Genomic DNA, 26,726 nt, shown 5'->3' with positions numbered 1-26,726 from the left:
CTTAAAACAATGGCCCGCTGTATCCCCCGTCTCCAGTAATCACCTTCTGACCTGGATTAATAAGACGCAGCGACCTCTTGTAGTCACCCAGAGGAATGGGATTCCGCGACATCTCAGGATCGTAGACGTAGCGGCCATCCGTGAAGACGTCGTGATACCTGTAACCCGTCACGCGATTCCCACCCTCTGAGGGGATATCAATCTCGCCCGAAGGGGTGGTGAAATTTATAATCTTCCCGTCTCCGCCGGACCGGCGCATAATGTATTCGGCGATCTCGGAGCAGTCAATGTTACCCCCTATAGGCGCGTTCCTCATCGCATCAACCGCTGAGCTGCTCGGCGGATACTCAGGGTTTGGATCTCTGAAATCATACGGACCTCGCTTCTCCGGATAGTCAGGGGCCAGGCCAAGCGGATCAACGCGGCGATGCGGGTTATCGACGTACGCGCTGGGGTTTGGTGCCGGAGCCAGCCCCAAAGGGTCTGGAGACAGATAGCGAGCAGTTTCCGGATCGTAAGTACGGAAGCAATTGTAGTGCAGGCCGGACTCGGAATCGAAATACTGGCCAGGGAACCGCAACGGCGTAAAGGCTGACGCTCCCCGCGCCCAGGCGGTTGTTCCCCATAGCGTGTTTCGCGCTCTCCAGGCCAGCGTTCCATTCTCACCAACCAGCTCGGTCGGAGTCCCGACCAAATCCGTGACGATGGAGAAGAAACGGCTGTCGACCTCTCCTTGGCTGAAGCCTGGCGAATCGATCGATGACTTGCGTTCAGACTGGGTCAGTGGACGGAGACCTGCGTGATCCCACGTGATGCTGACTTCCTCTGGCATTCCCAAGATGCGGCTTCTCTGTTCGCAGAGGACCTCCGCGTCCCAGGTGAAGTCCACTTGCTCCACAACTGCACTCGAACCATCCGAAGCCAACCGCTGTTTCGCAATACGCCGCCCCAGCGGGTCGTACAGGTACCGCCAACGTGTCCCGTCCGGGGTCACCACCGACGTCAGGCGGTCCTCCGCGTCCCACTCGTAGCGCCACGTGTCCGGTTTCCGTGACAGGCGCGTCTTCTGGCGCAGGACCACTCGCCCCTGCGCATCGTGTTCGTAGCGGACGCCGCCCGCCGTGCGGATGCGGGTGCCCGCATACGTGCGCGGTCCCGTCGCGTCCTGGCTGCCCGGCATCGGGGACGGCCAGGTCGCGTCTGTCTGGTTGCCGGCCTCGTCGTACGCGTACGTCTCCGTCCAGCCCGCCGCACGGACCGCCGTGACCCGGCCCACCGCGTCAAGGTCGAAGTGGCGCGTGCCGTTCAACTGGTCGTCGATGCGGGTGAGATGGCCGTCGGCTCGGTAGCTGTACGACCTGTGCTGGATGGGAGTGCCTGCCCCCTCCGGCCCCGTCACCGCCTGCGCGGTCAAGCGGCCCAACGGGTCGTACGTGTTGGACAGGGACAGCGCATCGCCCACACGGCGCGTCAGTTCGCGGCCCGCCGCGTCGTGGTCGAACGTGATCGTCCGCCCGGACGTCGTCAGCTCCGTGCGGTTGCCCGCCGCGTCGTACGACCAGCGGCTGTGCGCCCCCGCAGGAGTCGTGCGGCCCACCCGACGGCCCAATGCGTCGTACTCGTACGACAGTCGACGCCCGTTGACCGTCTCGTACTTCAGGCGGCCGTTCCGGTCCCTGAGGAGCTCAAGGGTCGCGTCCGGGCCACGGGCCTCGGCCAGTTGGCCCGTCAGGTCGTACGCGAAGGTCGTGACTCGGCCTGCCGCGTCCTTCCGCGTGATCTGGCCCAGCGTGTTGCGCTCAAAGGTGATCGTCTCGCCCAGACCGTTCGTCCGAGCGGTCAGTCTGCCGCTCGCGTCGTGCGCGTACGTCAGCGTGCGGTCGTCGAAATCCGACTCCGATATGAGGCGGCCGGCAGGATCGTATGCGTAACTCCACGTCAAACCCTGCGGGTTGGTGACGCGGGTCAGGCGCAGTTCTGCATCGTGGTCGAACTCGTAGCGGACACCGTCCGGGCCCGTGCGGGCCTTGAGCAGGTCGAAGTGCGTGTACTCGAAGCGCGTCACGCCACCCATCGGGTCCGTGTGCGTCGTGCAGTTGCCCTCGCCGTCGTACGTCCAGGACTCCGACGAGCCATCGGGGGCCGTGCGGCGTGCGAGCTTGCCCTCGACGGTCCATTCCAGATGCGTCACCGCGCCGAGTGGGTCGGTCACCCGTAGCGGGCGGCCGAACGCGTCGCGGTCGTAGCGCGTCGCTGCCCCCAGCGGGTCCACGATCTCCACCGGCAGGCCCGCGCCGTGTCGCACCGTACCCGTGTTGTCGCACCCAGAGCGTCCGTGACGGCTGCCAGGTGGCCTTCGGCCGTGTACGTGTAGTGCGTGGTCGCTCCGGTCGGAGCCGTCGCCGCTGTGCGGTTGCCGCACTCGTCGTAGGTGTAGTGCCAGACGGTGCCGTCCGGACGTACCACCCTTGTCGGCAGGCCGAGTTCGTTGTACTCGGCCTGCGTCTCGCGTCCGTCGGCGCGCGTTGCCGACGCCAGGTGCCCGTTCTCGTCGTAGCGGTACGACGTGGTGTGCCCGAGCGGGTCCGTGTGGGTCAGCAGGCGGTTGTAGCGGTCGCGTTCGTAGCGGGTCACCGCACCCAGCGGGTCGATCTCGGCGACCACTTGGTGCCGATCGTTGATCAGGTAGCGGCGTTCATGGCCTTCCCCCGTGACCGCCCGAGTGACGCGCAGGCCGGTCGCCCGGTCCACCATGTCGTAGTCGAGGCGCAGGGCCATGTGGCCTTCGCTGCCGCCCTCGGCGACGCATCGGTCGGCCGCGTCGTATTCGTACGTATAGCTGCGGTCGTTCGTGTCCGTCCACGACGTGACTCGGCCCGACTCGTCGTACGTGAACTTCAGCGGTCTGCCGGAGGAGTTGGTGACTTCGGTGAGGTTTCCGGCCTCGTCGTAGCCGTAGCCGAGGAGTTGCTGGTCCGTGCCGTCGGGTGCGGCGCCTGCGAGGTGGAGGGCCGTGACTCGGCCCTCGGCGGTGGTGAGCCGGAGTCGGTAGCCACCGCAGTGGTTGATCTCCGTAGGTGCGCCCTCGGCGTCGTAGGAAAAGGTGATCCAGTTGCCGTTGCGGTCGTCGATCTGCTCCAGGACAGAGAGGTGCTCGCCGCGGTCGGCGAAGTGCCGGACCCTGCCGGTCTCCGGATCGGTGACCGTATAGCCGGCGCCGTCCTCCGCTCGGTCGAGCGGCCAGCGCGGGCCGTGGCTCGGCATGACCGGGACGCCGGGTGCCGGATGCGGGTAGGCGAGCAACAGGCCGTCCTCGTCGACCAGTACGACGCCCTCGGAATCGATCTCCAGGCGTTGGTCGACCGTGCTCGTCCAGGACGGACCGAACCACCGGCCCAGGTGGTAGCCGGACTCGACACGGCGCTTGAAGACCAGCGGAAGCGCGCCAGGCAGGGTGACGTCCGTCTGCGGCAGATACATCTTGCCGGTGGCGAGGTCGATCGGGTCGGTGCCCTCCGATTTGACGGAGTCGGCCGTACGCGAAGGGTCCGCCGGGTCCGCCTCGACCGTCTCCCGGCCGCCCCTCTTACCTGCGCTCTCTGCCAGATCCGCGCCCGTCTTCATGCCGTTCCGCAGCGCCGACCGGGCCAGGCCCGCGCCCTTGCTGCCGATGATCTCGGGCACAAGACGCCCCAGCGCCTCGGACGGGTCCTTCTTGAACGCGTCGATCGCTCCCTTCACCGCGCGCTCCGGATGTGCCGCCGTCGACACGAGACCACTGGCCGTCAGACTCAGGTTCTGCATGTACGCGGCCGGGTGCGTGATGTTGTACGGGTCGAACGGGATGAGGCCGCGGGCGGTGGTGACGATGCCTGCCGCGCCTTTGAGCACGCCTCCCGCGAAGTGCTCCAGCTGCATCGCGTTGCCTACGACGTGGTCCTGGAGCCTCATGCCGACCTGATCCAGGGCAGACGGCTCGGCTGGTGCATGGGCGAGTGCCTCGTGCACCGAGGCCGCGGCCACCCGTCCCATGTCGTCGCGCTGGCGCCGGGCCTCCTCCAGCATCTCGGCGGCCCGTTTCTGGGCGGCCACCCCCGGGTCGGCGAACGGCTCCGGCTTCGGCCCCGGGTCCTGCTGGGCCGTGACGGCCGCGTTGTACGCGTCCACACGCTTGTTGTACGAGGAGACCGCCTGCTCGGACTCCTGCTTGCCCTGTTTGTAGAGGGCAATGGCGTCCTCGGCCTGGCGCTGGGCCCACGTGACCGTCTCCGCGAACTGGTTCAGCGCTTCGGCTGCCCGGCCACAGGAGTCTGCGGCATGCAGCCACTTCGTGGGGTGCATCTCGAACGCACGCCGGAAGGCCTCCGCCGCTTCGCCCCGCCATCTCGACGAGTCGAGGCCGCGCATTCCGTTGCCGACCCGCTCGAACGCGTCGTGGAAGTCCTTGAGGTGTGCGGCGCTCTCCCGTATCGCGGCCGGGTCGCCGTGCACCAGCTGCTTCGGGTCGTCGGTCGTGCCGAGCCGGTCCTCCTTCACTTGCGCGCCGAGGTCGGAGGCGACGCCGTCGCCCCAGCCCTCGACCTCGTCCGCCACGCCCTCGGCGCCCACGTAGTCCAGGCCGTCGGCGACCACGTCGGTCCCTGCGTCGACGAGTTGACCCGCACCCTCCTTGAGAGCGCCGACCCCGCTTTCGAGATTGCCGAGGCCGGCGTTGATCGCATCCCCGATGCCCATCAGCCCTGCGCCCCCTGCTGTCCGTCCTCAAGGGCCTGTCGCTCAGCGGCTTTCGCCCGCTCCTCCGGGGATGGGCCGAAGTACTGGTCGAGGGACCTCTCGTACTGCTCCTCGCTGATGCCGGCGCCTTCCAGGGCCTGGTCCCTCGCCAGCCCGCCAAGACCCATGTCCGACGTAGCGATGTCCCGCCCCGCGTCCTTCCAGCCCTGCACCATGTTCGCCTTGGCCTTTTCCGCGGACTCCGCGCTGAAGTCGGGGTTGGCCACGGCGTGGTTGCTCCAGACCTCGTCCCAGCTCTGGGCGGTGACCTCTTCCTCCGTCGCGTGCGGGTTGCCCATCAGGGCATTGGCGCCGATCTTGAAAGTGCCGTCGATGTACTGCTCGTTCTCGTAGTACGCCCCCGCGGCGAGACCCACGCCTTGCGCGAATTTGTCGCCCTCGGCGAGAAGTGCGCGTACGCCCCATTCCCAGCGCTCGCAGAACTCCTCGAACGCCGCGGTGAGTTGGGCGTGCCCCAGCTGCACGCCGGTCAACGAGATGCTCTCGAAGCCCCTCCCTGACGCCACGTCGCCGACCGAACCGCCCAGCTCACGCAGCTCGTCGAGCGCGGCGTTGATACCGCGCTCGATCTGGTCGAGCCCGTCGACCTCCAGCTCTTTCCAGTCCATGTGTGTGCCCTCCCCCGTGACTGCACTTGCGTGCTGCCCTCGAAAGCCCGGCGTTTCCCAGGCTCTTGACGCGCTAGGCGTCGACTGCCACCGCGTCCGGGACGACCCCTGTCACCGGAGGGAACAGCACGGCGTCCTGTTCGTCGGCCGTGTCCAGGGCGATCCCGCACGGCACTCCGTCCTTCGCCACGGCCGGCACAGCGACGTCGAGGAGCCGGGCGCCCAGCACGCTCTGGTAGTCCCAGGGGCGCGCTCCTTCTCCACGTGCAAGGGCGAACCGTGCCAGGGCGCCCTCGTCGGAGAACGCGAGGATCCAACGGATGCCGCCGTGGTCAGCGGTCCAGAAACCGCCGCTGTCGGCGCCTCCGCCGGTCAGCGGCACCAGTACCGCGCTGCGCCTGAACTCGCCGAGGAGTGCCGCGAATTGGCGGCGTGCCTGTTCAGCGGAGGGCCCGCCGGCTGCTGCTGGTACCCCGACGGGCGCACTCGGCGCAGCGCTCATGGTCGGGCCCTTCGGCCCCGGCGGCCCTGACACATCAAGGCCTGAAAACTTCGACGGCGGCGCCAGTCCCGGCATGCCGCTCCCACCCCCGTGGTCACTCATGCCGACCACCCTCACACGAATACATTTCCGAATGCAACGCAGGTTTCGGGTGCTGGCTGGTTCAGATCGCCAACAGCGGTCACCCCAGGCCAGACCTGCGGGTATCTCGTACCAGGCCCCACCTGAACCGGGTTTCGGTGTCCGGAATCAGCCCCTGGGAGCACGTCGGATTCACATCACTTGCGAAGAAAGTCCACCAAGCCCGCAGCGATCCCCTTCGCCGCCTTCCCCCGCCACTCCTTGCTCGTCAGCAGCGCCTCGTCCTGTGGGTCGCGCATGTTGCCGCATTCGAGGAAGACCTTCGGGACCTTGGAGAGGTTGAGGCCGCCGAGGTCGGTGCGGGTGTCGAGGCCTGTGCCGCCGCCGATGTAGTTGGACGGGGGCGTGCCCGTGGCGCGTACGAAGCTGCCTGCGATGCGTTCGCCCAGGTCGCGGGACGGGCCGACGATCTTGCCCGTGTTCGCCGCGCCCGCGTCGACCTTGCCCGGCATGATCACGTGGAAGCCCCGGTTGCCCTCGCCCGAGCCATCCGCGTGCAGGGAGATCACCGCGTCGGCGTCGGCTTCGTTGCCGATCCGGGCGCGCTCGTCCACGCAGGGGCCGTAGGGCCGGTCGCCGTCCTGGGTGAGGGTGACCTCGGCCCCCTTCTTCTCCAGGAGCGTGCGGACCTTGCGGGCCAGGTCGAGCGTGAACTCGGCCTCGCTGTAGCCGTCGTTCGTGGCGGTGCCCGTCGTGTCGCACTCCTTCTTGTTCGTGCCGATGTCGACGAGGCGCGCGATGTCCGCCGTGCGGTTGCGGTTGTTGGGGTTGTGGCCCGGGTCGATGACGATCGTCTTCCCGGCCAGCTCGCCCCGGGCACCGCCCTCGCCGGCGGCCTTCGTCGGCGACGGGTTCGCGGGCCGTTCCTTCGAGGGCGACGGCTCCTCCGACGCGGACCGCTCCGGCTCCGGCTCCCCCGGCTTCGCCGCCACCGGCCCGCCCGATCCCGAATCCGACCCGGAACCCGACCCCGACGACCACAGCAGCCACCCCGCGAGCCCGACGGGAACGAGCATGGCGCCCACGACGAGGCCGACGCGGCGGCGGGGGCGGTGCGCGGCGGTCGCGAAGGCGGGCGTGGGGTTGTCCGGATCGTCGTACGACACGACACCGAGCCTAACGGGGACGGCGAGCCGGACTCGGACCCCCGCCCCCACCCCGGGGAACGGCCCTCAGACCCCCGCCCCCACCCCGGGGGCAGCCCGCTCAGACCCCCGCCCCCACCCGCCGCAGCACCCGCAGGGACCCCTGCGCCGAGATCTCCGCGAACGCGCCGGAGGCGAGCGCGCGCAGGTAGACGCGGTACGGGGCCTGGCCCGTGAACTCGTCCACCGGGTCCGGGAAGACGTCGTGGATCAGCAGCAGCCCGCCCTCCGCGAGGTGCGGCGCCCAGCCCTCGTAGTCCGCCGTGGCGTGCTCGTCGGTGTGGCCGCCGTCGATGAAGACGAGGCCGACCTTCCCGCCCCACACCGCGGCGACCTGCGGCGAGCGGCCGACGACGGCGACCACGTGCTCCTCCAGGCCCGCCCGGTGCAGCGTCCGCCGGAACGTGGGCAGCGTGTCCATGACGCCGAGCTCCGGGTCGACCACCTCCGGGTCGTGGTACTCCCACCCCGGCTGCTGCTCCTCGCTGCCGCGGTGATGGTCGACGGTGACAGCTGTCACACCGCGGGCGCGGGCCGCGTCCGCGAGCAGCACGGTCGAGCGCCCGCAGTACGTGCCGACCTCCAGCAACGGCAGCCCGAGCCCGCCCGCCTCGACGGCCGCGGCGTACAGCGCGAGACCCTCGTCGGCCGGCATGAAACCTTTCGCGGCCTCGAACGCGTCCATGACCTCGGGCTTCGGCTCCGAAGAAACCGCGGGAACACCCGGCGGAACAGCGGGTACGGGGACGGTCACAGCGGCCTCCTGGAGTACGCGAAAAGGGCGGTACGACGTGCGGGAACTGGGCAGATCACGGTCGGGTGGCGGTCTTTACACCGGCCAGACACCCCGGCCCGCCGGGCGATATTGTCATCCGTACGATGGGGGGCCATCCAAACCCCCACCATCCCCCACGCTTCGCACCCCGCGTACCGGCGACAGCGACGCCCGACGGACGACTGACCATCTACGAAGGACCTGAAGTGAACTTCCGCTCTCTCACTCGAGGCGACGCAGTGGTGATCGGAGCAGCGGTGTTGCTGTTCATCGCCTCTTTCCTCAACTCCACCAGCGGCGACTCCGGCTACTCGGTCACCCCGTGGGAGTTCCTCGGCAACGCCATCGGCCTCTACATGGTGGGAATCATCGGCGCGGCCCTGATCGTCGTGAACCGCGCGCTGCCGCAGCCGAAGAAGGTCGCCGGTATCGAGCTCGGCCACATCGGCATCGTGCTCACCATCTCCACCGCCTGGACGTTCTTCTGGACGATCCTCGACGCCTCGGGCGCCGGCCCGGCCCTGATCCTCGGCCTGATCGCCTCGCTGGCCCTCGCCGGCGCCGCCGTCGCCACCCCGCTCGTCCCGGCGCTGAGCGCCGACCTCATGGGCGCCCCGAAGCCGCAGCCGATGTACGGCGGCCAGCCGCAGCAGGGCGGGTACGGCTACCCCGGCGCCCAGGGCCAGCCCGGCCAGCCCTACCCCGGCCAGCAGCAGTCCTTCGGCGGCCAGCCGGTCCCCGGCCAGCAGCAGGCCGCCCCGCAGGAGCAGGGTCAGGGCCAGCCGCAGGCCGCCCAGGCGCAGGCCCCGGCCGCCGCGGACTTCGCCCCGTTCTGGTTCGCCGTGCCGGTGCAGCGCCCGCTGTACGCCGAGGACGGCAGCCCGACCCCGATCGCCGAGCTGGCGCCGGGCACCTGGTACCTCGCGGTCGAGCAGCGCGGCTCCGGCCTGGTGGCCCAGACGCAGGACGGCCGTCGCGGCGTCCTCCAGGACACGACGGGCATCCAGCGCGGCTGACCCGAGCCCCGCGGCCCGAACGGCCCCCGCTTCCGTACGCACACGGAGGCGGGGGCCGTTGCCATGTCACGGCATCGCCCGTACAGTCGGCCCGCACCAGGGAACTGACGTACCGTCAGGCAACGCTTGGACCGGTCGGGAGGGCGCATGCGGCTCGGGCTCGCACTCGGGTACTGGGGGCGCGGCCCCGACGCCGATCACGTCGCGCTGGCGCAGGAGGCGGAGCGGCTCGGCTACTCCTCCGTGTGGACCGCCGAGGCCTGGGGCTCGGACGCGTTCACGGCACTGACCTGGATCGCCGCGCACACGTCGAGGGTCGAACTCGGCACCGCCGTCGCGCAGATGGCCGCGCGCACGCCGACCGCCACCGCGATGCAGGCCCTCACCCTCGACCACCTCTCCGGCGGCCGCATGGCCCTCGGGCTCGGGCTCTCCGGGCCGCAGGTGGTGGAGGGCTGGTACGGGCGGCCGTTCCCGCGCAGCCCGCTCACCGCGACCCGCGAGTACGTCGACGTGATCCGCCAAGTCCTGCGCCGCGAGGCCCCGGTGACCCTCGACGGCCGCTTCCACCCGCATCCGTACGACGGCGCCGACGGCACCGGGCTCGGCAAGCCGCTCAAGCCGATCACGCATCCGCTCCGCGCCGACCTGCCGGTGTTCCTCGGCGCGGAGGGCCCGAAGAACATCGCGCAGACGGTGCGGATCGCCGACGGCTGGCTGCCGCTGTACTGGTCGCCGCTGCGGACGGACGTGTACGAGGCGTCCCTCGACGGCGTACGGGACGGGTTCCGAATCGCCCCCATGGCCCGCGCGAAGGTCTGCGACGACGTGGCCGAGGGGCTGCTCCCGGTGAAGGCGATGCTCGGCTTCTACATCGGCGGCATGGGCCACGCGGCGAAGAACTTCCACGCCGACCTGATGGCCCGCATGGGGTACGAGGCGGAGGCCCGGCGCATCCAGGAGCTGTTCGCCGAGGGCCGGCGCGAGGAGGCGGTGCTCGCCGTGCCGGACGCCTTCGCCGACGAGATCTCGCTGGTCGGTCCGCGCCGACGGATCGCCGAGCGGCTCGAGTTGTGGCGGAAGGGGCCGGTCACGGACCTGCTCGTCCTCGCGCCGGACCGGGAGACGCTGCGGGTCCTGGCGGAGCTGAACTCCTAGGGCGCGTAGGGCTTTTGCGCTCAGCCGCCGCGTAGCTCGGACAGCGACGGCACCTTGTCCTTCACCGGTGCACCGGCGCCCTTGCCCGCGTCCTTCACGGAGTTGATGACGCTGTCGAAGACGCCCGACGCGTCCTCCGCGCCGTCGCCCTTGCGCAGCTTGGACGGCAGGTCCTTGAGGGACTCGATGCCCTTGGAGAGCGGGGCGACGGCCTTCGAGAGCAGCGGGTCGCCCTTGGCGTTCTTCACGGCCGCCTTGAGCCGGTTGTACGCGAACGCGCCCGCGAGGCCCGCCTTGACCAGCGTGAACTTCCGGCCCTTGGCGCCCTTCTTGAACTTGCCGTCGCGGGCGGGCTTCACGATCCACTGGTAGGCCGCGCCCGCCGCGAGCCCCGCGTTCGCCACGAAGCGGGTCTTGGCGAACTTCTGCTTCTCCTGCTGGTCCCCCGAGGGCGTCGGCTCGGCCACGGCCGCGGCCCTGACGTCCGCGGCGTCCTTGCCGGAGGCCCCGCACGCGGTGCCGCCGGCGACGAGCGCACAGCACAGGGTCAGGGCGAGGAGCAGCTGCTTCAGCCGGGGGCGGGATATCGGTGCGTTCTTGCTGGACACGGGACCTCCGGGTGTCCGGGAAGCTGGGCGTCTTCACCGTCACCCGCCGCCCACGGTTGCGCCACCCGGGCGAGCCCGAACGGGGCACTGTGGGCTTTCCCCCCTCGGGCTCGTCTTCGACTTTCCCGCCGTCGTGGCGCTGTGCCCACCCGTTCCGCCCTGCGGAACGCCTGCCCACAGCAGGATGAGGGGATCCGTGCCCCGTCAGGGGCGCGGGGAACTGCGCGACCGGCCACGACGGCGCCGCAGACGAACGAACAACCGCTGGGTCAAACGCTCCCGCAGGGCACGCAGTCCGGCTCCAACCCCGCCGGCAGGCGCCCCGTACCGAAGACCGCGCAGGTCGCCTCGTGCCCGCCGAGCGCCGCGACGGCCAGCAGCACCGCCCCGGCCGTCCAGGCGGTCTGCTCCTGGGGCCAGATCGCCGAGTCCTCGAAGACGTACCCGGTCCAGTAGAGCCCCGTACGCTCGTCGCGCAGGTGGCCGATGGAGCGGAGGATGTCCAGGGCGCGGTCGGACTCCCCCATCACCCAGAGCGCGAGGGCGAGTTCGGCGCTCTCGCCGCCGGTGACCCACGGGTTGGGGACGACGCACCGCACCCCGAGGTCCGGCACCACGAACCGGTCCCAGTCCTTCGCGATCCGCGCCTCGGCCTCGGCTCCGGTCAGCGCGCCGCCCAGGACCGGGTAGTACCAGTCCATGGAGTAGCGGTCCTTGTCGAGGAAGCGCTCGGGGTGCCGCCGGATCGCGTGCCCGAGCGCGCCGGCCGCCAACTCCCAGTCGGGCTGCGGCTCTTCGCGTGCGTCGGCGATGGCGAGGGCGCAGCGCAGTGCCTGGTGGATGGAGGAGCAGCCGGTGAGCAGCGCGTCGGTGACGACGGCCCCGCCCTCGTCGGCGGGCTCGCGTTTCCAGCCGATCTCGCCGCCGGGCTGCTGCAGGGCGAGCACGCACTCGACGGCCGCGACGACCGTCGGCCACATCCGGTCGAGGAACGCGTCGTCGCCGGTGGCGAGGTGGTGGTGCCAGACGCCGACGGCGACGTACGCGCAGAAGTTGGACTCGACGCTCAGGTCGGTGGGCCGTTCGAAGTCCCCGTCCGCGTACGCCGCGTACCAGGAGCCGTCCGCGTTCTGGTGCCGGGCCAGCCAGTCGTAGGCGCGGGCGGCCGCCTCGTGTTCGCCGGCCGTGTCCAGGGCCATGGCGGCCTCGACGTGGTCCCACGGGTCGAGGTGGTGGCCGCGGAACCACGGTATGGCGCCGTCCTCGCGCTGCCCGGCGAGGATGCCGCGGACCGTGTGCGCGGCCTGCTCTGCGGTGAGGACTCCGGGCAGGACGAGGTGGTCGGTGCGGGGCGTCGTCACGAAGCGTCCGCCACGGCGGCCTCGGGGAGCTTCGGCAGGTGCGGCTTGGTCGCGTACGCCACGAAGCTCTTGCCTATCAGCGGGTTGAGGGCCTGCTCGGCGACGCGGGTGGCGAGCGGCTTCTTCATGATGTCCCAGACCAGGAGCTTGTGGTACGCCCGCACCGGCAGCGCCTTGTCGTTGTCCACGCCGAAGGCGCACTTGAGCCACCAGTACGGCGAGTGCAGCGCGTGCGCGTGGTGGGTGCCGTACGGCTTGAGGCCTGCCTCCTTCATCCGGCCGAGCAGTTCCTCCGCCTTGTAGATGCGGATGTGGCCGCCCTCGACCTCGTGGTACGCGTCGGAGAGCGCCCAGCAGATCTTCTCCGGGCCGTAGCGCGGCACGGTGACGGCGATCCGGCCGCCGGGCTTGAGAACCCGGACCATCTCGGCGAGCACGCCCTTGTCGTCGGGGATGTGCTCCATCACCTCGGAGATGATGACGACGTCGAACGACTCGTCGGGGAAGGGGAGTTGGAGCGCGTCGCCCTCCATCGCGGTGGCGGTGGCACCCTCGGGGGCCTCACCCGCCTCCTTCATGGCGGCGAACCACTTGGCGACCTCGCGGATCTCCTCGCCGTTCTGGTCGAGGGCCACGACGTGCGCGCCGCGCCGGTAGCACTCGAAGGCGTGCCGCCCGGCGCCGCAGCCCAGGTCGAGGACACGGTCGCCCGCGGCGAGCGGGAAGCGGGTGAAGTCGACGGTCAGCAAAGGGTCCTGCCTCGGAGTCGGAAGTGGTGGGCGTTCGGGTCGGCTGTTCGGGTGCGGGCCGTCGTCACTTCGGGGGCTCCGCCCCCGACCCCCCGCTCCTCAATCGTCGGAGGGGCTCAGTCTGAGCCCCTCCGGCGATTGAGGAGGCCCGTCCGGCGAGGCCTTTCGGGAAGGGGCGGGTCAGGGGAAGAGTCATCGCGCACCCACCACGGCCGACCGCTCGATCGCCGCCCGGTACCGCTCGGCCGTCCCCTCCGCGGCCCGCGCCCAGGTGAAGTTGGCGAGAACCCGCTCCCGCCCGGCAGCCCCGAGGCGCAGCCTCAACTCCCGGTCCCCGAGCACCCGGCACAGCGCGGCGCTGAGCGCCCCCGCGTCGCCGGGCGGCACGGCGAGGCACGTACGCCCGTCCTCGCCCGCGACCTCCGGGATGGCGCCGCCGGTGGTGGCGACGAGGGCCGTGCCGGTGGCCATCGCCTCCGCGGCGGGCAGCGAGAACCCCTCGTACAGCGAGGGCACGCAGGACACCTGGGCGCTGCGCACCAGGTCGACCAGCTCCCGGTCGGAGATGCCCTTCACGAACTCGACGGCGCCCTCCAGGCCGTACCGCTCGATGGCCGCGGCGACCGGGCCGTCCTCGGCGCGCTTGCCGACGACGACGAGATGCGCGTCCGGCTGCTCGGCCCGCACCTTGGCGAGCGCCTCGACGAGATGGACGAGGCCCTTGAGCGGTACGTCGGCGCTGGACGTCGTCACGATCCGCCCCGGCACCTCCCGCACCGCCGGGTCGGGCGAGAAGAGGTCGGTGTCGGCCCCGATGTGCACGACGTGGATGCGGTCGGCGCGGACGCCGAGGTGGTCGACGATCTCCTGGCGGGAGGTGCCGGAGACGGTCAGCACGGAGGGCAGCCGGCGGGCGACGCGCTTCTGCATGCGCGTGAAGCCGTACCAGCGGCGCTTGGACAGGCGGCCCTTCCAGTCGGCCGCGGCGTCGATCTCCAGTTGCCGGTCGACGGTGATGGGGTGGTGGATGGTCGTCACGAGCGGCGCGCCGATCGCTTCCGGGCCGCCGAGGAGCCCGTAGCCGAGGGTCTGGTTGTCGTGCACGACGTCGAACTGGCCGCTGCGGGCGGCGAGATGGCGGCGGGCGCGGAGCGAGAACGTGAGCGGCTCGGGGAAGCCGCCGGTGCGCATCGTGGCGAACTCGACCGCGTCCACCCAGTCCCGGAACTCCTCGCGCTTCGGCGTGCGGAACGGGTCGGGGCTGCGGTACAGGTCGAGGCTGGGCAGCTCGGTGAGCGTGACGCCCTCGTCGAGCACGGGGTACGGCTGCGCGCCGATCACCTCGACGTGGTGGCCGAGGCGGGCCAGCTCGCGGGAGAGATGGCGGACGTACACGCCCTGGCCGCCGCAGAACGGGTTCCCCTTGTAGGTGAGCATCGCGATCCGCAGCGGGCCGTCGCCGCGCGTCGCGGTCGTGCCGGGGCCCACGAGGGTCCCGGCCGCACGGCCCGTTCGGGGGCCTGTCTCCATGGCCTCAGCGGTCACGCGCGGCCCCCTTCTCCCTGCGGCTCCCGCGACACTACGTCGGGACGCTAACCTAGAACAAGTTTCAGACTTGATCGCCCGAGGAGCATCGAATTTACCGGCAGGTAACTGAACCGGAAGACCCGGCTCAGGTGATTCGCGCCACGACGGAGCCCCTGCCATGCTGTGCTCCTCGCGGGCCCGGATCCCAGGCTCTCCTCTGATCGGCATCACGGAACGGGACATATGACTGCGGAAGTGGAAGTGAAGGACTCCGGCGCGGCATCCCCTCCCCTGACCGAGCGTCAGGAGGCCCGGCGCCGCCGCATCCTGCACGCCAGCGCGCAGCTCGCCAGCAGGGGCGGCTTCGACGCGGTGCAGATGCGCGAGGTCGCCGAGGCCGCGGGCGTCGCCCTCGGCACCCTCTACCGCTACTTCCCGTCCAAGGTGCACCTGCTCGTCGCGACGATGCAGGACCAGCTGCAGCACATGCACACGACCCTCCGCAAGCGCCCGCCCGCCGGGGAGGGCGCGGCCGAGCGGGTCGCCGAGACGCTGATGCGCGCCTTCCGCGCCCTGCAGCGCGAACCGCATCTGGCCGACGCGATGGTGCGCGCCCTGACCTTCGCGGACCGCTCCGTCTCCCCCGAGGTCGACACCGTCTCCCGGCTCACCACGGCGATCATCCTGGACGCGATGGGCCTGGAGGCCGAGCCGACGCCGCAGCAGCTGTCCGCGGTCCGCGTCATCGAGCACACCTGGCACTCGGCCCTCATCACCTGGCTCTCGGGCCGGGCCTCGATCGCCCAGGTGAAGATCGACATCGAGACGGTGTGCAAGCTGATCGATCTGACGTCACCGGGTGCGACTGCCGGTCAGCCCGGCGTTTGAGGCGGGGCTACGCCCCACCCCCGGTCCTGCCCCACGGTGGCGTCGTTCGGCTGCGGCGTTCGTCGTGGCTGGTCGCGCAGTTCCCCGCGCCCCTTGAAAAACGCTACTCCTCGGGCGGAAACACCGGCTCCCCCGTCCCGAGCACCGTGATGGCGATCGCCTCCACCGGGCACCCCTCCGCCGCCGCGAGCACCTCCTCGTCGGCGTCCGTCTCCGGGGAGACCGGGTGGGACTGCCGCGCCGAGTCCAGCTTGAACCCCGCCGCGGCGGCGCTCACACACATCCCCGAGCCGATGCACAGGCTCCGGTCCACCTCGACCTGCCAGCGGTCACCCATCGACGCAGCACCTCATCCTTCGTAGCCGGACGGCAGATGGATCATCTTGTGCTCGAAGTACTCCCCGTACCCCTCGGGTCCGAACTCCCTACCCAGGCCTGAGTTCTTGTAGCCGCCGAAGGGTCCGAGCATGTCGAGGCTGAAGGTGTTGACGCTGTACGTGCCGGTGCGGACCCGGCGGGCGACGTCGATGCCGCGCTCGACGTCGGCGGTCCAGACGCTGCCGCTGAGCCCGTACTCGGAGTCGTCGGCGATCTTCACGGCCTCGTCCTCGTCCCCGTACGGGAGCAGGCAGATGACCGGGCCGAAGATCTCCTCGCGGGCGATCCGCATCGAGTTGTCGACGTCGCCGAAGAGGGTCGGCTCCACGTACCAGCCCCGGTCCAGGCCCGCCGGGCGGCCGCCGCCCGCGAGGATCTTGGCGCCCTCCTCCTGGCCGATGCGGATGTAGTCGAGGGACCGCTGCTGCTGGCGCTGCGCGACGAGCGGGCCGAGCTCGGTGGCCGGGTCGAGCGGGTCGCCGACCTTCAGCCCCGAGGCAGCGGCGGCGAAGGCCTCGGCGAACTCGTCGTAGCGGGAGCGCGGTACGAGGATGCGGGTCTGGGCCACGCACGCCTGGCCGTTGATCATCCAGGCGAAGGGCGCGATGCCCTGCACGGCGGTCTCGGCGTCCGCGTCCGGCAGCACGATCGCCGCCGACTTGCCGCCCAACTCCAGGGTGACGCGGGTGAGTTGGCGGGCGCACACCTCCATGACGCGCTTGCCCGCGGCGACCGAGCCGGTGAACGAGACCTTGTCGACGCCGGGGTGCCCGACCAGGTACTCGCTGACCTCCCGGTCGGCGGGGATCACCGAGAGCACCCCTTCCGGCAGCCCGGCCTCGGCGGCGATCTCGGCGAGCAGATACCCGTCGAGCGGCGTCTCCGGCGAGACCTTGAGGATCACGGGGCAGCCGGCGAGCAGCGCGGGCGCGAGCTTGGCGGCGGCGGTGAACTGCGGGACGTTCCACGGCACCACGGCCGCGACGACCCCCACGGGCTCACGCCGCACGAGCAGCTTCCCGAGCACGCCGTCGCGCTTCTCCTCGTAGGTGAAGTCGCGGGCGGTGGTGATCGCGGCGTCCCACACCATCATCGCGGCGAGCGCCTGGACCATGATGGACGAGGTGTACGGGGTGCCGTTCTGGCCGCTGATGACGCGGGCGATCTCCTCGTGCCGCACGGCGAAGGCGTCCTTGACGCGGGTGACGACCTCGATCCGCTCGTCCAGCGTGAGGCGCGGCCAGGGGCCCTCGTCGAAGGCGCGGCGGGCGGCGGCGACGGCCCGGTCCACGTCGGCGGGCGCAGCGTGCGGCACGCGGCCGACGACCTCCTCGGTGTGCGGGGAGATCACCTCGATGACGTCCTTGCCGAGCGGGTCGGTCCACTCCCCGCCGATGAACAGCTGCTGATGCTCCACGAGCTCGGTCATGGCCGTCTGCCTCCCGGTGTGCGTCCGTACGTACCGCATCTGACGCCATTTCAGAACTGATACCAGTTCTAGTTCCAGGAGTCCACGGACTCAACAGGCTTGCGGAAGAGGTGCGTTGGGCAACCATTGGAACTGGTTCTAGTTATAGTGAACCCGCCGGGCCGGACGCGGTCCGGGAGATCCGGTCCCGGGGATCCGGCCCGGGGGATCCGGTCCGGGGAATTGGGGCCGGGGGATCGGGGCCGTCCTCAGCCGGCGGACGGGTCACGGACGGGCCATGGACGAGCCACGCAGGGAGACCTCGATGACGACAGAGCCGACGGTGATCGAGCACGGCGGCGGCGTGTGGTCCATCGCGGTCCCCATCCCGGACAACCCGCTCGGCCACACCCTCGTCCATCTCCTCGACACCGACCGCGGTCCCGTCCTCGTCGACACCGGCTGGGACGACCCGGACTCCTGGGACACCCTCGCCGCCGGGCTCGTCGCCTGCGGCACGGCCGTCGAGGACCTGCTCGGCGTGCTCGTCACGCATCACCACCCCGACCACCACGGCCTGTCCGGGCGCGTGCGCGAGGCGTCCGGCGCGTGGATCGCGATGCACGCCGCCGACGCGCAGGTCGTCCGCCGGACCCGCGCACAGCAGCCCGCCCGCTGGCTCGACTACCTGGCCGGGAAGCTCGCCGCGGCCGGTGCGCCCGACGAGCACCTCGCGCCGCTGCACGCCGCCCGCGCCTCCGGCCGTACGCGCAGCCTGCCCGGCCTGAATGCCGCGCTGCCCGACCGGGAGATCGTCCCCGGCGAACTCCTCGACCTCGCCGGCCGCCGACTGCGCGCGATCTGGACGCCGGGCCACACCCCGGGCCACGTCTGCCTGCACCTCGACGAGGAGCACCCGACGGGCAGGCCCGGCCGCGGCCGCCTCTTCTCCGGCGACCACCTGCTGCCCGGCATCACCCCGCACATCGGCCTGTACGAGGACCCGGACGACGCGACCGTGACGGATCCGCTCGGCGACTACCTGGACTCCCTGGAGCGGATCGGCCGGCTCGGCGCCGCGGAGGTGCTGCCCGCGCACCAGCACGCGTTCACCGGCGCCCGGGCCCGCGTCGACGAGCTCCTCGCCCACCACGAGGCCCGCCTCCGCGACCTGCGCGCCCTCCTCGCGGAGCCCCTGACGCCCTGGCAGATCGCCGAGCGCATGGAGTGGAACCGCCCCTGGGACCGGATCCCCCACGGCTCCCGCACCATCGCCGTCTCCGAGGCCGAGGCCCACCTGCGCCGCCTCGTAAAACAGGGCCTGGCGGAGGCGGTGCCGGGGGACGAGCCGGTGAGATACCGGGCGGTGTGAGGCCTGAGCGGTCCCGGGCGGCTCCGGGCGGCTCCGGGCTGCCCCGCCGGGCGGGTTGGCGGTGCGCGATGGTGTCGCGCCGGGGCGGGGTGACGGTTCGCGGGCGGTGCGTCGCGCGGGCGGGCCGGCGGGCTGGCTGTTCGGGGGCAGTGCGCTGTCCAGGCGGGACGACCGTACGCAGCACACCCCGCCCGACAACCCCGACCGTACGCAGCACACCCCGCCCGACCAGCCCGCCCGTCCGGGCCCCCGCCTGGCCCCGTAGGTGGGAGTGACCGACCGGTAGAGTGGGTGGGTCATCACACGCCCGTACGGGGGGAAGCCGGTGGGAAGCCGGCGCTGACCCGCAGCCGTGAGCCGAACCCGTGTCGGCGAGCCGGAATGCCCCGCACCGGCGTGCGCTCCAGTCGCCGAGCCACGCTTCCGCAGCGCACGGCGCAGGGCACCGTCGAGGTATACGGAGCCGGAGCTCGGACCCCCGCGCGGGCCCGCGCCCCTGCTCCCCGCAGGAGAGGCCCCCGCCCCGATCATGAACGTTCGCCGCAGCGCGGCCGCCGCCGCTGCCACCGCCATGCTCCTCGTGGCCGCCGTGCCCGCCGCCCACGCCGCGGACGAGCCCACGCCCAACTCCTCGGCGGACCTGCCCTCCGGCCTGTACGGCGACAAGGACCCGAAGTTCGACGGCGTCTTCCGGCAGTCGTACGCGCTGCTCGCGCAGGACACCGTCGGCGTGCGGCCCGCGCAGAAGGCCGTCGACTGGCTGACCGGCCAGCAGTGCGACAGTGGCGGCTTCGCCGCTTACCGGGCCGACCCGAGCGAGGCCTGCGACGCGAAGACGCAGGTCGACTCCAACTCGACGGCCGCCGCCGTGCAGGCCCTGAGCGCGCTCGGCGGCCAGAACGGCACCGTGAAGAAGGCCGTCGGCTGGCTGAAGTCCGTGCAGAACCAGGACGGCGGCTGGGGCTACAACCCGGGCCTGCCCAGCGACGCCAACTCGACCGGCATCGTCGTCGGCGCCCTCGTCGCCGCGGGGCAGAAGCCGGCCGACGTGAAGTCGCAGCAGGGCAAGACCGCGCATGACGCCCTGACCAAGCTGGCGCTGCCCTGCGGCAAGGGCGAGGACGGCGCGTTCGGGCTCGCCGACATGAAGACCGGCAAGCTCGCCGCCAACGCCGACGCCACCGCCGCGGGCGTCCTCGGCTCCCTCGACCGGGGGCTCGTCGTGAAGCCCGGGTCGAAGTCGGCGCAGCCCGCGAAGTGCGCCGAGCCGAAGGACGCCGCGCAGGCCGCGAAGAACGGCGCCTCCTACCTCGCCGCTCAGCTCGCCGAGAACGACCACCTGACGTCCGCGATGCCCGGCTCCGAGGACCAGCCGGACTACGGCAACACCGCCGACGCGGTCGTCGCCCTGTCCGCCGCCGGGCTCCAGGACCAGGCGAAGCAGTCCACCGAGTGGCTGCGCAAGCACTCCGCGAAGTGGGCCAAGGACAACGGCCCCGCCGCGTACGCCCAGTTGATCTTCGCCGCGCACGCCGTCGGAGCGAACCCGAAGGACTTCGGCGCGACCGACCTGGTCCGCTCCCTGGGCGCCACCGGCCCCGCCCCGCAGCAGGAGGACGCGGCGGCCGAGAAGAAGAAGGACGACGACAGCGGCCTCAACCCGCTGTGGATCGTGGGTGTCTTCTTCATCGCGAGCGTCGGCTTCGGCTTCCTGCTGAGCGGGCGCAACAAGAAGAACCAGCTGTGAGTGCCCGCCGCCGGACGGGCCTGGTCCTGACCCTGCTCGTCTCGGTCCTGTGCGCCGCCCCGGCCCAGGCCGCCACCGGATACCGGTACTGGTCCTTCTGGTACCAGCAGGACGGGTCCTGGCAGTACGCGACGCAGGGGCCGTCGACCGCCCGGCCCGCCGACGGCGACGTCGAGGGCTTCCGGTTCTCCGTGAGCGCCGACGCGCAGGACGCCGCCCAGCCGCGCGGCGCCGCCGACTTCGCCGCCATCTGCGCCGACACCCCGGCGAAGGACGGCGCCAAGCGGATCGCGCTCGTCCTCGACTTCGGCACCGCCCAGGACGCCCCGAAGGGCGAGACCCCGCCGAAGGCGCGTACCGCCTGCGCGCAGATCCCCGAGGACGGCACCTCCGCCGACGCCCTCGCCGACGTCGCGAAGCCGCTGCGGTACGGCAGTGACGCCCTGCTCTGCGCCATCGCCGGGTACCCGGCCTCCGGCTGCGGCGAGCAGGTCGCGGACGGCGACAGCGGTGAGCGGGAGGACGCGGACGCTCCGCTCGTCTCGAAGAGCGAAGGGCCGTCCGTCGGCCTGCTCGCGGGCGGCGCCGCGGTACTGGTACTCGGCGGTGCCGCCCTGTGGCAGGCCCGTCGGCGCCGCGGCTGAGGCGCGTGATGCTCACGTCGAGCGCGCGTACGGGTCTGCGCGCCCCCGAGGCGAACCGCAGCAACGCCCTGCACCCCGGCGCCTGGTGGGTGTGGGCGCTCGGCCTCGGCACGGCCGCGTCCCGCACCACCAACCCGCTGCTGCTCGGGCTGCTCGTCGGGGTCGCCGGATACGTGGTCGCCGCCCGCCGCAGCGAGGCGCCCTGGGCGCGCAGTTACGGCGCGTTCGTGAAGCTCGGGCTCTTCGTGCTCGGCGTGCGCCTGGTCTTCGCCGTGTTCCTCGGCTCGCCCGTCCCCGGCTCGCACACCCTGTTCACGCTGCCCGACGTCGATCTGCCCGCGTGGGCCCAGGGCGTCCGGATCGGCGGCCGGGTCACCGCCGAGACACTGGTCTTCGCCCTGTACGACGGGCTGAAGCTGGCCACGCTGCTGATCTGCGTCGGCGCCGCGAACGCGCTCGCCAACCCGGCCCGGCTGCTCAAGTCCCTCCCCGGCGCGCTGTACGAGGCGGGCGTCGCCGTAGTCGTGGCCCTCACGTTCGCCCCGCAGCTGATCGCCGACCTGCAGCGGCTGCGCGCCGCCCGCCGCCTGCGCGGCCGCCCCGACCGCGGCGTACGCGGCCTCGTCCAGGTCGGACTGCCCGTCCTGGAGGGCGCGTTGGAGCGTTCGGTAGCGCTCGCGGCGGCCATGGACGCGCGCGGCTACGGCCGTACCGCCGCCGTCCCGCCCCTCGTCCGGCACACCACGTCCGTCCTCACGCTCGGCGGCCTGCTCGGTGTGTGCGCGGGTACGTACGGGCTGCTCGCCGCCGAAGGGGCGGGGTTCGGGCTGCCGGTGCTGCTGCTCGGCCTTGCCGCGGCGCTCGTCGGGCTCCGGCTCGGCGGCCGCCGCAGCGTACGCACCCGCTACCGGCCCGACGTGTGGGGTGCGCGGGCCTGGCTCGTCGCCGGTTCGGGGGCGGCCGTTGCGGCGCTGATGATCTGGTTCGCCTCGACCGATCCCGCGGCACTGCAGCCGGGTGTGGTCCCGCTGGTCGCGCCGACCCTGCCGCTCGCGCCGGCGGCCTGCGTCCTGGTCGGCCTGCTCCCGGCGTTCGCGGCGCCCGCGCCCGCCGCCTCTTCCCGTGCACCTCGGAAGGAAGCCCGATGATCCGCTTCGAGGACGTCTCCGTCACGTACGACGACGCCGCCGCGCCGACGGTCGCGGGGGTCGACCTGACCGTGCCCGAGGGCGAGTTGGTGCTGCTCGTCGGCCCTTCCGGGGTCGGCAAGTCGACCCTTCTCGGCACCGTCAGCGGGCTCGTACCGCATTTCACCGGCGGCACCCTGCGCGGCCGCGTCACCGTCGCCGGGCGCGACACCCGCACGCACAAACCGCGCGAGCTCGCCGACGTGGTCGGGACGGTCGGCCAGGACCCGCTCTCCCACTTCGTCACGGACACCGTCGAGGACGAACTCGCCTACGGCATGGAGTCGTTGGGCCTCGCCCCGGACGTGATGCGGCGCCGCGTCGAGGAGACCCTCGACCTGCTCGGCCTCGCCGACCTCCGCGACCGGCCCATCGCCACGCTCTCCGGCGGCCAGCAGCAGCGCGTGGCCATCGGCTCCGTCCTCACCCCGCACCCGCAGGTCCTCGTCCTCGACGAGCCCACCTCCGCCCTCGACCCGGCGGCCGCCGAGGAGGTCCTGGCCGTACTGCAGCGCCTGGTCCACGACCTCGGCACGACGGTCCTGATGGCCGAGCACCGCCTGGAACGCGTCGTGCAGTACGCGGACCAGGTCCTCCTCCTGCCCGCCCCGGCCGCCACCCCGGTCCTCGGCGCCCCGGCGGGCATCATGGCCGTCTCCCCGGTCCACCCCCCGGTCGTGAGCCTCGGCCGCCTGGCGGGCTGGGACCCGCTGCCTCTGACGGTGCGGGACGCCCGGCGCAGGGCGGGAGGTCTGCGGGACCGGCTGGCCGTTGTGGGCAGTTGTTCCGCTGGGCGATGGGGGTCCCCCCTGCTCGAGCGAAGCCGAGAGCTTGGGGGAGGGTGGGCACAGCACCCCGTCGCCGGGCCCCTGGAAAGCAGAGGGTCCAGGCGGCCGACCTGGTTCACGCGCCGCAAGCCCAGCACAACGCACCGCGAGGCCGGGCCGACGGTGGCACGTACCGAAAACCTGGCGGTACGCCGAGGCCAAGTCGAAGCACTCCGAGAAGTGAGCCTCACCGTCGACCGAGGCGAAACCGTAGCCCTCATGGGCCGCAACGGCGCCGGAAAGTCCACCCTCCTCAACACCCTCGTAGGCATGCTCGAACCGTCCGCGGGCTCGGTGCGGGTCGGCGGGGCCACCCCGCACAGAACGGCCCCGCAGGACCTCATCCGGCACGTCGGCCTCGTACCGCAGGAACCCCGCGACCTCCTGTACGCCGACACCGTCACCGCCGAGTGCGCCGCCGCCGACGAGGACGCGGGCGCCGCCCCGGGCACCTGCCGCGCGCTGGTCGGCGAGCTGCTGCCGGGCATCGCCGACGACACGCACCCCCGGGACCTCTCCGAGGGGCAGCGCCTCACGCTCGCCCTGGCCGTCGTCCTGACCGCGAAGCCGCCGCTGCTGCTGCTCGACGAGCCGACGCGCGGCCTCGACTACGCCGCCAAGGCCCGCCTCGTCGAGCACCTGCGGGGTCTCGCCGACGCCGGGCACGCCATCGTCCTCGCCACGCACGACGTGGAGCTCGCCGCCGAACTCGCCCACCGCGTGGTGATCCTGGCCGACGGCGAGGTCGTCGCAGACGGCCCGACCGCCGACGTCGTCGTCTCCTCCCCGTCGTTCGCCCCGCAGGTCACGAAGATCCTGGCGCCCCAGAAGTGGCTGACGGTCACCCAGGTCGAGGCCGCCCTCGCGGAAACCGAGGGCACGCAGTGAGTGCTCCCGCGAACCGGAACGCCCGCGCCGTCCGCCTCGGCCCCAAGTCGGTGTGCGCGCTGGCACTCGTGAGCGCGATCGGCGTGGCCGCGTTCGGCTGGCCGCTGCTCGCCGACGGCGCCTCCGGCGTGACCGCGCACGCACAGGACGCGCCCTGGCTGTTCGCGGCCCTGCTCCCGCTGCTCGTCGGCGTGGTGGCCGCGACCATCACGGAGTCCGGGCTCGGCGCGAAGTCCGTCGCGATGCTCGGCGTGCTCGCCGCCGTCGGCGCCGCGCTGCGTCCGCTCGGCGCGGGCACGGCCGGGCTCGAGCCGATGTTCTTCCTGATGGTCCTCGCCGGCCGGGTGCTCGGCCCCGGCTTCGGCTTCGTGCTCGGCTCGGTCACGATGTTCGCCTCCGCCCTGCTGACCGGCGGCGTCGGCCCATGGCTGCCGTTCCAGATGCTGACGATGGGCTGGGTGTCGATGGGCGCGGGCCTGCTGCCCGGATCGGTGCGCGGCCGCGCCGAGTTGGCGCTCCTCGCGGCGTACGGCGCGCTGGCCTCGTTCGGCTACGGCCTCGTCATGAACCTGTACGGCTGGACCATCGTCCCCGGCCTCGCCTCCGGCATCTCCTTCCACCCGGGCGACCCCCTGCACGAGAACCTGGTGCGCTATCTCGCCTACTGCATGGCCACCTCGCTCGGCTGGGACCTGGGCCGGGCCGTGATGACGGTCGCCTTGACCCTCACGGTCGGCTCGACGGTCCTGAAGGCGCTCCGCCGGGCCACCCGACGCGCCGCTTTCGAGGCGCCCGTCACATTCACCGCCCCTCCCGGAGAGGCGCAGGTCACAACGGCCGAACCGCGTCCGTAGATGCGTGCTGCCGTTGCGTAACGGAAAGCGGCCTCCGAGGGTGAGCCCCCGCACAGGACTTTGGTCCCCTACTAAGCACCCCCGTAGCCCCTCAGCCGGGGTCCGGCGCCCCCGCTGAACCGCCCCTGACCTGCGCCGACACCTCCTTACCAAAGCCTGGGACATTTCGCCCACCTTCGACCAGTCCTAGTAAAAGGGGGGCATTGCGACGACGTAACAGCCCTGCTTCTCTGGATGACGTCGCAGGGCGCCCCGACCGCATCCGGTCGCGGCGCCTCCGCATTGCCCCCCGCCACTCCCCCGTACGGCACCGGCATGCCTCGCGACGCCCATGTCCCCGTTGAAAGGCTCTCCGTGACCGTCTCCGTTCTCCGCCGCATCGCCACCCCGAAGAAGACCGTCGCCGGTGCCGCCGTGGCACTCGCCGCCGCCGGCATGGCTCTCTCCTCGGCCCCGGCCCACGCCGCCGCTCCCGCGGCCGCCCCGGCCGCCGTGGCCCCCGCTGCCGCCGGGTCGCCGCAGGAGATCGCGAAGAAGATGATCCCGGACCCGGCGCAGTACGCCGCCTTCAGCAAGATCGTCTCGCACGAGAGCGGCTGGAACCACACCGCGACCAACTCCTCGTCCGGCGCGTACGGCCTGGTCCAGGCCCTGCCCGCCTCGAAGATGTCCTCCGCCGGCTCCGACTGGAAGACCAACCCGGCCACCCAGATCAAGTGGGGTCTGGACTACATGAACGACCGCTACGGCAGCCCCGTCGAGGCCTGGAACTTCTGGCAGGCCAACGGCTGGTACTGAGCAGCCGACCCCTCCGCGTGGACATCCGGCCGCACCCCCTCACGGGGTGTGGCCGCCCGCATGTCCGGCCGCGGCCCCGCCGTCACAGCCGCTGCAGGATCGTGGCCGTGGCCAGCGCCCCTCCCGCGCACATCGTCACCAGCGCGAACTCCTTGTCCCTGCGCTCCAGTTCGTGCAGCGCCGTCGTGATCAGCCGCGCCCCGGTCGCCCCCACCGGGTGGCCGAGGGCTATCGCCCCGCCGTTGACGTTGACCTTCTCCAGGTCCTGCTCGAAGACCTGCGCCCAGCTCAACACCACCGACGCGAACGCCTCGTTGACCTCGACCACGTCGATGTCCTTCAGCGACATCCCCGCCTTGCCGAGGACCGCCCGCGTCGCGTCGATCGGGCCGTCGAGGTGGAAGTGCGGGTCCGAGCCGACCAGCGCCTGCGCCACAATCCGTGCCCGCGGCTTCAGCTTGAGGGCCCGCGCCATCCGCTTGGACGCCCACATGATCGCCGCCGCCCCGTCGGATATCTGTGAGGCGTTGCCCGCCGTGTGCACGGCCGTCGGCATCACCGGCTTGAGCCCGGCGAGCCCCTCCATCGACGTGTCCCGCAGCCCCTCGTCACGGTCGACCAGCCGCCACATGCCCTGGCCGGCCGCCTGCTCCTCCTCCGTCGTCGGCACCTGCACCGCGAACGTCTCGCGTTTGAACCGCTCCTCCGCCCAGGCCGTCGCCGCCCGCTCCTGCGAGATCAGCCCCAGCGAGTCGACGTTCTCCCGCGTCAACCCCCGGTTGCGGGCGATGCGTTCGGCCGCCTCGAACTGGTTCGGCAGGTCCACGTTCCACTCGTCGGGGAACGGCTTGCCCGGCCCGTGCTTGGACGCCGCCCCGAGCGGCACCCGCGACATCGCCTCCACGCCGCAGCTGATCCCGACGTCCATCACCCCGGACGAGATCATGTTCGCCACCATGTGACTGGCCTGCTGGGACGACCCGCACTGGCAGTTGACCGTCGTCGCCGCCGTCTCGTACGGCAGGCCCATGGTGAGCCACGCCGTGCGCGTCGGGTTGGCGGACTGCTCCCCCGCCTGCGTGACCGCGCCGCCCACGATCTGCTCGACGCAGTCGGGCTGGATTCCCGTACGCGCGAGGAGTTCCCGGTACGTCTCGCCGAGCAGGTAGGCCGGATGGAGGTTGGCGAGCGCCCCTCCGCGCTTGCCGATCGGGGTGCGCACTGCTTCGACGATGACGGGTTCCGCGGCCATGAGCCAGTCCTCTCCTCGCGCATCTCGCCCGTCCCGGGGGCGATCCCGGCACCCCGCCACGCACGGACAGACAGAACTAGTACGCGTTCTAGTTCTGAG

The 26,726-nt window shown here is 71.7% G+C and carries 21 protein-coding genes, 1 pseudogene and 1 riboswitch; of the genes and pseudogenes, 10 read left to right on the top strand and 12 right to left on the bottom strand.

All coding sequences use genetic code 11. The features are described from left to right. Nucleotide 1: 1 nt before the first annotated feature. The 5 genes and pseudogenes from ACIDOF_RS16935 to ACIDOF_RS16915 all read right to left on the bottom strand — a co-directional run bounded on the left by ACIDOF_RS16935 (nt 2) and on the right by ACIDOF_RS16915 (nt 7,845). Nucleotides 2-4,734: pseudogene (locus tag ACIDOF_RS16935) on the bottom strand (putative T7SS-secreted protein). Continuing rightward, complete coding sequence (locus ACIDOF_RS16930; RefSeq protein WP_409006697.1) at nt 4,734-5,402, bottom strand: hypothetical protein; 669 nt, start codon at nt 5,400-5,402, stop codon at nt 4,734-4,736. The pseudogene ACIDOF_RS16935 and the gene ACIDOF_RS16930 overlap by 1 nt, the downstream one beginning before the upstream one ends. A 73-nt stretch (nt 5,403-5,475) precedes the next feature. Then, nucleotides 5,476-5,904 (bottom strand): SseB family protein, encoded by a 429-nt coding sequence (locus ACIDOF_RS16925; protein ID WP_409006696.1) that lies wholly within the window; start codon nt 5,902-5,904, stop codon nt 5,476-5,478. Nucleotides 5,905-6,182: 278 nt separating this feature from the next. Continuing rightward, nucleotides 6,183-7,151: an N-acetylmuramoyl-L-alanine amidase gene (locus ACIDOF_RS16920; RefSeq protein ID WP_409006695.1), complete on the bottom strand. Its 969-nt coding sequence runs from the start codon at nt 7,149-7,151 to the stop codon at nt 6,183-6,185. 100 nt (nt 7,152-7,251) lie between these two features. Beyond that, the gene (locus tag ACIDOF_RS16915; protein WP_409006694.1) at nt 7,252-7,845 is read right to left on the bottom strand and encodes a class I SAM-dependent methyltransferase; all 594 of its coding nucleotides are present in this window, start codon (nt 7,843-7,845) and stop codon (nt 7,252-7,254) included. 326 nt (nt 7,846-8,171) lie between these two features. Here ACIDOF_RS16915 and ACIDOF_RS16910 point away from each other — a divergent pair, with 326 nt between their 5' ends. Further along, nucleotides 8,172-8,981, top strand: coding sequence for a hypothetical protein (locus tag ACIDOF_RS16910; protein WP_409006693.1), 810 nt, complete (start codon nt 8,172-8,174; stop codon nt 8,979-8,981). A gap of 147 nt (nt 8,982-9,128) precedes the next feature. Then, complete coding sequence (locus tag ACIDOF_RS16905; RefSeq protein ID WP_409006692.1) at nt 9,129-10,139, top strand: LLM class F420-dependent oxidoreductase; 1,011 nt, start codon at nt 9,129-9,131, stop codon at nt 10,137-10,139. 20 nt (nt 10,140-10,159) lie between these two features. Here the strand turns inward: ACIDOF_RS16905 and ACIDOF_RS16900 are convergent, their stop codons facing one another. From ACIDOF_RS16900 to ACIDOF_RS16885, 4 genes are all read right to left on the bottom strand, one after another. After that, nucleotides 10,160-10,747: a hypothetical protein gene (locus ACIDOF_RS16900; protein WP_409006691.1), complete on the bottom strand. Its 588-nt coding sequence runs from the start codon at nt 10,745-10,747 to the stop codon at nt 10,160-10,162. Between the two features lie 269 nt (nt 10,748-11,016). Then, the gene (locus tag ACIDOF_RS16895) at nt 11,017-12,108 is read right to left on the bottom strand and encodes a prenyltransferase (protein WP_409006690.1); all 1,092 of its coding nucleotides are present in this window, start codon (nt 12,106-12,108) and stop codon (nt 11,017-11,019) included. Further along, nucleotides 12,105-12,857: a class I SAM-dependent methyltransferase gene (locus ACIDOF_RS16890; protein ID WP_409006689.1), complete on the bottom strand. Its 753-nt coding sequence runs from the start codon at nt 12,855-12,857 to the stop codon at nt 12,105-12,107. The genes ACIDOF_RS16895 and ACIDOF_RS16890 overlap by 4 nt, the downstream gene beginning before the upstream one ends. Before the next feature lie 192 nt (nt 12,858-13,049). Further along, nucleotides 13,050-14,402 (bottom strand): glycosyltransferase family 4 protein, encoded by a 1,353-nt coding sequence (locus ACIDOF_RS16885; protein ID WP_409006688.1) that lies wholly within the window; start codon nt 14,400-14,402, stop codon nt 13,050-13,052. Between the two features lie 225 nt (nt 14,403-14,627). On the opposite strand from ACIDOF_RS16885, the gene ACIDOF_RS16880 reads away from it, so the two are divergent. Further along, nucleotides 14,628-15,272, top strand: coding sequence for a TetR family transcriptional regulator (locus ACIDOF_RS16880; RefSeq protein WP_409006687.1), 645 nt, complete (start codon nt 14,628-14,630; stop codon nt 15,270-15,272). Nucleotides 15,273-15,375: 103 nt separating this feature from the next. On the opposite strand, the gene ACIDOF_RS16875 is transcribed toward ACIDOF_RS16880, so the two are convergent. After that, entirely contained in the window at nt 15,376-15,609 is a 234-nt protein-coding gene (locus ACIDOF_RS16875; protein WP_409006686.1) for a ferredoxin, read from the bottom strand. Between the two features lie 12 nt (nt 15,610-15,621). Next, nucleotides 15,622-17,079 carry an aldehyde dehydrogenase gene (locus tag ACIDOF_RS16870; RefSeq protein ID WP_409006685.1) on the bottom strand — a complete coding sequence of 486 codons (1,458 nt, stop codon included), beginning with the start codon at nt 17,077-17,079 and terminating at the stop codon, nt 15,622-15,624. 304 nt (nt 17,080-17,383) lie between these two features. Between ACIDOF_RS16870 and ACIDOF_RS16865 the strand changes: the two genes are divergently transcribed. From ACIDOF_RS16865 to ACIDOF_RS16835, 7 genes are all read left to right on the top strand, one after another. Beyond that, nucleotides 17,384-18,430: an MBL fold metallo-hydrolase gene (locus ACIDOF_RS16865; RefSeq protein WP_409006684.1), complete on the top strand. Its 1,047-nt coding sequence runs from the start codon at nt 17,384-17,386 to the stop codon at nt 18,428-18,430. Between the two features lie 315 nt (nt 18,431-18,745). Next, a riboswitch (cobalamin riboswitch) is annotated at nt 18,746-18,817 on the top strand. Nucleotides 18,818-18,959: 142 nt separating this feature from the next. Then, nucleotides 18,960-20,177, top strand: coding sequence for a prenyltransferase/squalene oxidase repeat-containing protein (locus ACIDOF_RS16860; RefSeq protein WP_409006683.1), 1,218 nt, complete (start codon nt 18,960-18,962; stop codon nt 20,175-20,177). Then, nucleotides 20,174-20,821, top strand: a complete 648-nt coding sequence (locus tag ACIDOF_RS16855) for an SCO2322 family protein (RefSeq protein ID WP_409006682.1) — start codon at nt 20,174-20,176, stop codon at nt 20,819-20,821. The genes ACIDOF_RS16860 and ACIDOF_RS16855 overlap by 4 nt, the downstream gene beginning before the upstream one ends. Nucleotides 20,822-20,829: 8 nt before the next feature. After that, a complete protein-coding gene (locus ACIDOF_RS16850; protein WP_409006681.1) occupies nt 20,830-21,969 on the top strand; it encodes a CbiQ family ECF transporter T component in 1,140 nt (379 codons plus the stop codon). After that, complete coding sequence (locus ACIDOF_RS16845) at nt 21,966-23,723, top strand: ABC transporter ATP-binding protein (RefSeq protein ID WP_409006680.1); 1,758 nt, start codon at nt 21,966-21,968, stop codon at nt 23,721-23,723. Before ACIDOF_RS16850 ends, ACIDOF_RS16845 begins: the two co-directional genes overlap by 4 nt. Further along, nucleotides 23,720-24,577: an ECF transporter S component gene (locus tag ACIDOF_RS16840; protein ID WP_409006679.1), complete on the top strand. Its 858-nt coding sequence runs from the start codon at nt 23,720-23,722 to the stop codon at nt 24,575-24,577. Before ACIDOF_RS16845 ends, ACIDOF_RS16840 begins: the two co-directional genes overlap by 4 nt. A gap of 354 nt (nt 24,578-24,931) precedes the next feature. Beyond that, on the top strand, nt 24,932-25,375 hold the full coding sequence (locus ACIDOF_RS16835; protein WP_409006678.1) for a transglycosylase SLT domain-containing protein: 444 nt from the start codon (nt 24,932-24,934) through the stop codon (nt 25,373-25,375). A gap of 82 nt (nt 25,376-25,457) precedes the next feature. On the opposite strand, the gene ACIDOF_RS16830 is transcribed toward ACIDOF_RS16835, so the two are convergent. Further along, entirely contained in the window at nt 25,458-26,627 is a 1,170-nt protein-coding gene (locus ACIDOF_RS16830; RefSeq protein WP_409006677.1) for a steroid 3-ketoacyl-CoA thiolase, read from the bottom strand. Nucleotides 26,628-26,726: the final 99 nt, after the last annotated feature.

Origin of the sequence: Streptomyces sp. Da 82-17, from assembly GCF_046098215.1 — a bacterium.
Lineage (GTDB): Bacteria > Actinomycetota > Actinomycetes > Streptomycetales > Streptomycetaceae > Streptomyces.
Note: the sequence above shows the minus strand (reverse complement) of the source record. Positions and strands in the feature narration are given on the sequence as shown.